At 67.5% G+C, this 5,444-nt stretch carries 4 protein-coding genes; all 4 read left to right on the forward strand.

Going from position 1 to position 5,444, the window contains the following annotated elements:
- On the forward strand, positions 1–702 hold a 702-nt coding region (locus AB4Y84_RS11835), incomplete at its 5' end, for a cyclase family protein (RefSeq protein WP_442250173.1).
- A 362-nt stretch (positions 703–1,064) separates the two neighbouring features.
- A complete protein-coding gene (imuA, locus tag AB4Y84_RS11840; protein WP_154880740.1) occupies positions 1,065–1,679 on the forward strand; it encodes a translesion DNA synthesis-associated protein ImuA in 615 nt (204 codons plus the stop codon).
- A gap of 9 nt (positions 1,680–1,688) precedes the next feature.
- Positions 1,689–3,098 (forward strand): Y-family DNA polymerase, encoded by a 1,410-nt coding sequence (locus tag AB4Y84_RS11845; protein WP_033831382.1) that lies wholly within the window; start codon positions 1,689–1,691, stop codon positions 3,096–3,098.
- Positions 3,099–3,103: 5 nt separating this feature from the next.
- Positions 3,104–5,444, forward strand: a 2,341-nt coding sequence (locus AB4Y84_RS11850; RefSeq protein WP_442250174.1) for an error-prone DNA polymerase, incomplete at its 3' end; no start/stop codon positions are given.

Raw genomic sequence — 5,444 nt, forward strand, 5'->3', positions numbered from 1 at the left:
GTGATGGACGACCCGATGGGCGTAGGCGAGACGATGAACCTCACCCGCAGCTACACCGGCACCGCGTTCTCGATGTACAGCCACACCGGCACCCATATCGATGCGCTGAACCACTTCGGCATCCATGGAAAGATCTGGAATGGCTTCGAGGCCGACAAGCACCTCGGCGACCGCGGCTGGAACGTCACCGGCATCGAGAAATTCCCGCCACTGATCGCGCGTGGCGTACTGATCGACGTGGCCGGCGCCAAGGGCATGGACATGCTGCCGGACAGCTACCGCGTCACCCGCCAGGACCTGAAGGATGCGCTGGCACGCCAGCAGGTGAAACTGCAGCAGGGCGACATCGTACTGATCCGCACCGGTCGCATGCGCCTGTTCGAACAGCCCAAGGCCTACATGGCCAACCCGCCGGGCATGGGCCTGGATGCGGCGCGTTTCCTGGTGGAGGACAGCGGCGCGATGATCGTCGGCGCCGACAACCTCAGCTTCGAGACCTTCCCTTCCGAAGTGTCCGACGACTACGTGCCGCTGCACACCTACCTGCTGGCGCAGCAGGGCGCGCCGATCATCGAGCTGGTGGCGCTGGATGAACTGGCGCGCGACAAGGTCTACGAGTTTGCCTTCATCGGTGGCCCGCTGAAGATCCGCGGCGGCGACGCCGCGCCGCTGCGCCCGGTGGCCTTGCCGGTCCGCCCGTGACCCGATAGCGCCGGGCCAGGTGAAGGCCACTCCATTCCCGGCAAACCACGGTGGGTGCCGATCTTGGTCGGCACCGCCTTTTCCTCATCCACGCATGGCGTGGATCTACTGTGGCAAGGCCGGCTTTTCCGCATCCAGGCCGCTGACTCCCCAGTAGATCCACGCCATGCGTGGATGCTCTACCCCCTTCAGCAAGCTGAAACCCCACCCTTCGATTTCATTAGTAATATTACTCACAAGCCGAGTAGCATGTCCGGTCTCAGCCCCTGATATCGGCCTGTCGATACTCGCTCCATGCCTGCCGTTTCCGCCCACTTCTGCCGCTTCCCGCCAGCCCGGCGCCTCCCCCGGAGGACCGGCTGATGGGCGCCGTCGTCGCCCTCGACCGCCTGCTGGACGGCCGCCAGGTCTGGCGCGGGCCGGCACGCCAGGGGCAGGCCAGCGACCATCTGGCCAGTGGCCACCCGGCGCTGGACGCGCGCCTGCCCGGCGGTGGCTGGCCAGCCAGCGGGCTGTGCGAAGTACTGCAGGCCGCACCTGGAGTCGGTGAACTGGCCCTGATCTGGCCGGCGCTGGCAAAGCTGAGCCAGCACCCACGGCCGATCGTGCTGGTCGCCCCACCCTATCGCCCGCACGCCCCGGCATGGGCCGCCGCCGGGCTCGACCTGGCCCAGCTGCAGATCATCCACGCCGCACCGAAGCAGGCGCTGTGGGCGGCCGAGCAGTGCCTGCGCTCTGCCGCCTGCGCCGCCGTGCTGTGCTGGCCGCAGCAGGCCGACGATCGTGCCCTGCGCCGCCTGCAGGTTGCCGCCGACAGCGGCCAGTGCCTGGGTTTCGTGTTCCGCGAGGCCCGCGCCGCCCGCAACCCCTCCCCGGCCAGCCTGCGCCTGCAGCTCGACCATGGCCAGGTGCGGGTGCTGAAGTGCCGCGGCGGGCTGCCACCAGCGCAGCCGTTGCCGCTGGCCATCGCCCACTGAGGCCGCGCCATGCACTGGGCCTGCCTGTTGTTGCCGCAGCTGGCGCTGGACAGCGTGCTGCGCCTGCAGCCCGATCCACAGCGGCCACTGGTACTGCTGCAGGGGCCGGCGCAGCGTCGTGTGCTGCGTGCGGTCAGCCCTGCCGCGCGGGCAGCGGGGCTGCGCCCGGGCATGCTGCTGTCGGCCGCGCAGGTGCTGGTGCAGGACCTGCAGCTGCATGACTACGATCCCAGCGCCGAACAGCACACCCGGCAGTTGCTGGCCAGCTGGCTGTATGCCACCAGCTCGCTGGTCAGCCTCGATTTTCCGCATGCGCTGGTGCTGGAAATCGGTGCCAGCCGTGCCCTGTTCGGCGATTGGCTGACGATCGAACAACGCCTGCGCAACGGCCTGCACGACCTGGGCTTCCGCCATCGCCTGGTCGCTGCCCCCAACCCGCATGCCGCGCGCGTGCTTGCCAATGTGCACGATGGCCTTGGCATCGATGCGCAGCAGCTGCCCGCCGCACTGGCACAGCTGCCACTGGCGCGTAGTGGCCTGCCCGTTGATGCAGTGACCGTGCTGGCACGCTCCGGCCTGCGCACGCTGGGGGCGGCCTTCGACCTGCCGCGCGAAAGCCTGGCCCGCCGCTTCGCCCCCGAGGTACTGCAGCAGCTGGATGCCGTGCGCGGTTTGGGCAACGCGCCGCTGCGCTATTACCAGCCGCCGGACCGGTTCGATGCGCGCATCGAATTCGAATACGAGATCGAATCCAGCCAGGCCCTGCTGTTCCCGCTGCGGCGCCTGCTGCTGGATCTGGCCGCATTCCTGTGTTCGCGCGATGGTGGCGTGCAGCGTTTCGATCTGCACTTCGAGCATGACCTGCTGCCGGCCAGCGTGCTGACCATCGGCCTGCTGGCCCCCGAACGCGATGCGGCGCTGCTGTTCGAGATCGCACGCAACCGCATGGAAGCCTTCGCCCTGCCCGCCGGCAGCCGTGCGTTGCGCCTGCAGGCCGAGCAGCTGCCGCCGTTCGTGCCGGCCGCACGTGACCTGTTCGATACCCGCCCGGCGCAGGCGATGCCATGGACCCAGCTTCGCGAGCGCCTGCGTGCCCGCCTCGGCGATGACGCCGTGCAGCCACTGGCCGTGCAGGCCGACCACCGCCCCGAACGCGCCAGTGGCACCCAGCCACCGGCCAAGCCACCCGCTTGGTGGCCGCTGCGCCCCGGCTGGCTGCTGGAGACGCCACAGCCGCTGCGCGATCCGCGCCTGCGTATCGTCGCCGGGCCGGAACGGATCGAATCGGGCTGGTGGGACCAGGCCGATGCACGCCGCGACTATTACGTGGTGGAAACCGCGCAGGGCCAGCGGGGCTGGGCCTTCCGCACGCGCAATGATCCGCATGCGCCGTGGATGCTGCACGGCTGGTTCGGTTGAGCCCCATGCACACCGATCTGCCCGGATACGCCGAACTGCACTGCCTGTCGGCCTTCAGCTTCCAGCGTGGCGCGTCCACCGCCGAGGAACTGTTCGCACGCGCTGCCGGCCAGGGTTACCGCGCGTTGGCCATCACCGACGAATGCTCGTTGGCCGGCATCGTGCGCGCATGGCAGGCGGCGAAGACACACGGCGTGGCGCTGATCGTCGGTGCCGAATTCCAGGTTGAAGACGGGCCCAAGCTGGCCCTGCTGTGCACCAACCAGGCCGCTTACGCCGGGCTGTGCCAGCTGATCACCACCTGTCGCCGGCGGGCAGCCAAGGGCGGATACCGCTGCCTGCGCGAGGATCTGCAGGGACTGTCCGAGGGCCTGCTGTGCCTGTGGCTGGACCGGCAACCGGCGGCCACCGAACTGGAACTGCTGCGCCGTTGTTTTCCGCTGCGCCTGTGGCTGGCCGTGGAGCTGCACCACGAACACGACGACACGCGCCGGCTGCAGCAGCTGCAGGCCTTCGGCGAGCGCCACCAGTTGCCGTTGGTCGCCAGTGGCGACGTGCACATGCACGTGCGTCGGCGTCGTGCCTTGCAGGACACGCTGACCGCGATCCGCCACCGCTGCAGCGTGGCCGAGGCTGGCTGGCGCCTGTTTGCCAACGGCGAGCGTCATCTGCGCCCGCGCACTGCACTGGCCCAGCTGTATCCGCCCGACCTGCTGGCAGAAACCCTGCGCATCGCCGAACGCTGCCACTTCTCCCTGGACCAGCTGAAATACACCTACCCGCGCGAACTGGTGCCCGAAGGCCACGACCCGGACAGTTGGCTGCGCGTGCTGGTCGAGCGCGGCATTCCCTGGCGTTGGAAAAAGGGCATCGAGCCAGCCCAGCGCAAGCAGATCGAGCACGAACTGGCACTGATCAAGCAGAAGCATTACGCCTCCTATTTCCTCACCGTGCAGGACATCGTGCGCTTCGCCCGCGAGCAGAAAATTCTTTGCCAGGGCCGTGGCTCGGCCGCCAATTCAGCGGTGTGCTTCGTGCTGGGTGTGACCGAGATCGACCCGGCGCGCAGCAACCTGCTGTTCGAGCGCTTCATTTCCGCAGAGCGTGATGAACCACCGGACATCGACATCGACTTCGAGCATGAGCGTCGCGAGGAAGTGCTGCAGTACGTGTTCAACCGCTATGGCCGCGAGCGTGCCGCGTTGACTGCGGTGGCTATCAGCTACCGGGGCCGCAGCGCGATCCGCGATGTCGCCCGTGCGCTGGGCCTGCCGATGGACCAGGTCAACGAACTGGGCGCGGCAATGGATCATTGGGGCGGCAACATTCCGCTGCCGGAAACCCTGCGCGAGCGCGGCTTCGATCCGGAAACACCGTTGATGCGCCGGTTGCTGGCATTGACCGCCGAGCTGATCGATTTTCCGCGCCATCTGTCGCAGCATCCGGGCGGTTTCGTGATTTCCGAGCATCCGCTGTCGACGCTGGTGCCGGTGGAGAACGCGGCGATGGCCGACCGCACCGTCATCCAGTGGGACAAGGACGACCTGGACGCCACCGGCCTGATGAAGGTCGACTGCCTGGCGCTGGGCATGCTCACCGCCATCCGCAAATGCCTGGCGATGTTGCAGCAGCACGGTCTGCACAGTGGACGCATGGATGCAATCGAGGACGATGACAAACCGACCTACGACATGATCTGCGCCGCCGACACCATCGGCGTGTTCCAGATCGAATCGCGCGCTCAGATGGCGATGCTGCCCCGCATGCAGCCACGCGAGTTCTACGATCTGGTGATCGAAGTAGCCATCGTGCGCCCCGGTCCGATCCAGGGCGACATGGTCCATCCCTACCTGGAACGTCGGCGGATCCTGCGCGAACAAGGCCCGGATGCGTTGAATGACCCGGACAACCCGTTGTATCCAGCGCGACTGGAACGCGTGTTCGCGCGCACTCTGGGCGTGCCCTTGTTCCAGGAACAGGTGATGCAGCTGGCGGTGGATGCGGCCAACTACACCGCCGGTGAAGCCGATGCCCTGCGCCGCTCGATGGCCGCCTGGAAACGTCGTGGCGGCCTGGAGCCCCATCGCGAAAAGCTGCTGACAGGCATGCTGAAAAACGGCTTCAGCCTAGAATACGGCGAGCACCTGTTCGAACAGATCAAGGGCTTCGGCGATTACGGTTTCCCGGAAAGCCACGCCGCCAGCTTCGCCCTGCTCACCTATGCCAGCTGCTGGCTGAAGTGCCATCACCCAGCCGCGTTCGCCGCCAGCCTGATCAACAGCCAACCGCTGGGCTTCTACAGCCCCGACCAGCTGCTGCAGGACGCGCGTCGGCATGGCATCAGCG

The organism is Stenotrophomonas sp. 2YAF22 (genome assembly GCF_052114665.1).
GTDB lineage: Bacteria > Pseudomonadota > Gammaproteobacteria > Xanthomonadales > Xanthomonadaceae > Stenotrophomonas > Stenotrophomonas indicatrix.

Bases quoted from the DNA above. Each gene is read 5' to 3' on its own strand.
- imuA (WP_154880740.1), top strand. From the start codon at position 1,065: ATGGGCGCCGTCGTCGCCCTCGACCGCCTGCTGGACGGCCGCCAGGTC.
- AB4Y84_RS11845 (WP_033831382.1), top strand. From the start codon at position 1,689: ATGCACTGGGCCTGCCTGTTGTTGCCGCAGCTGGCGCTGGACAGCGTG.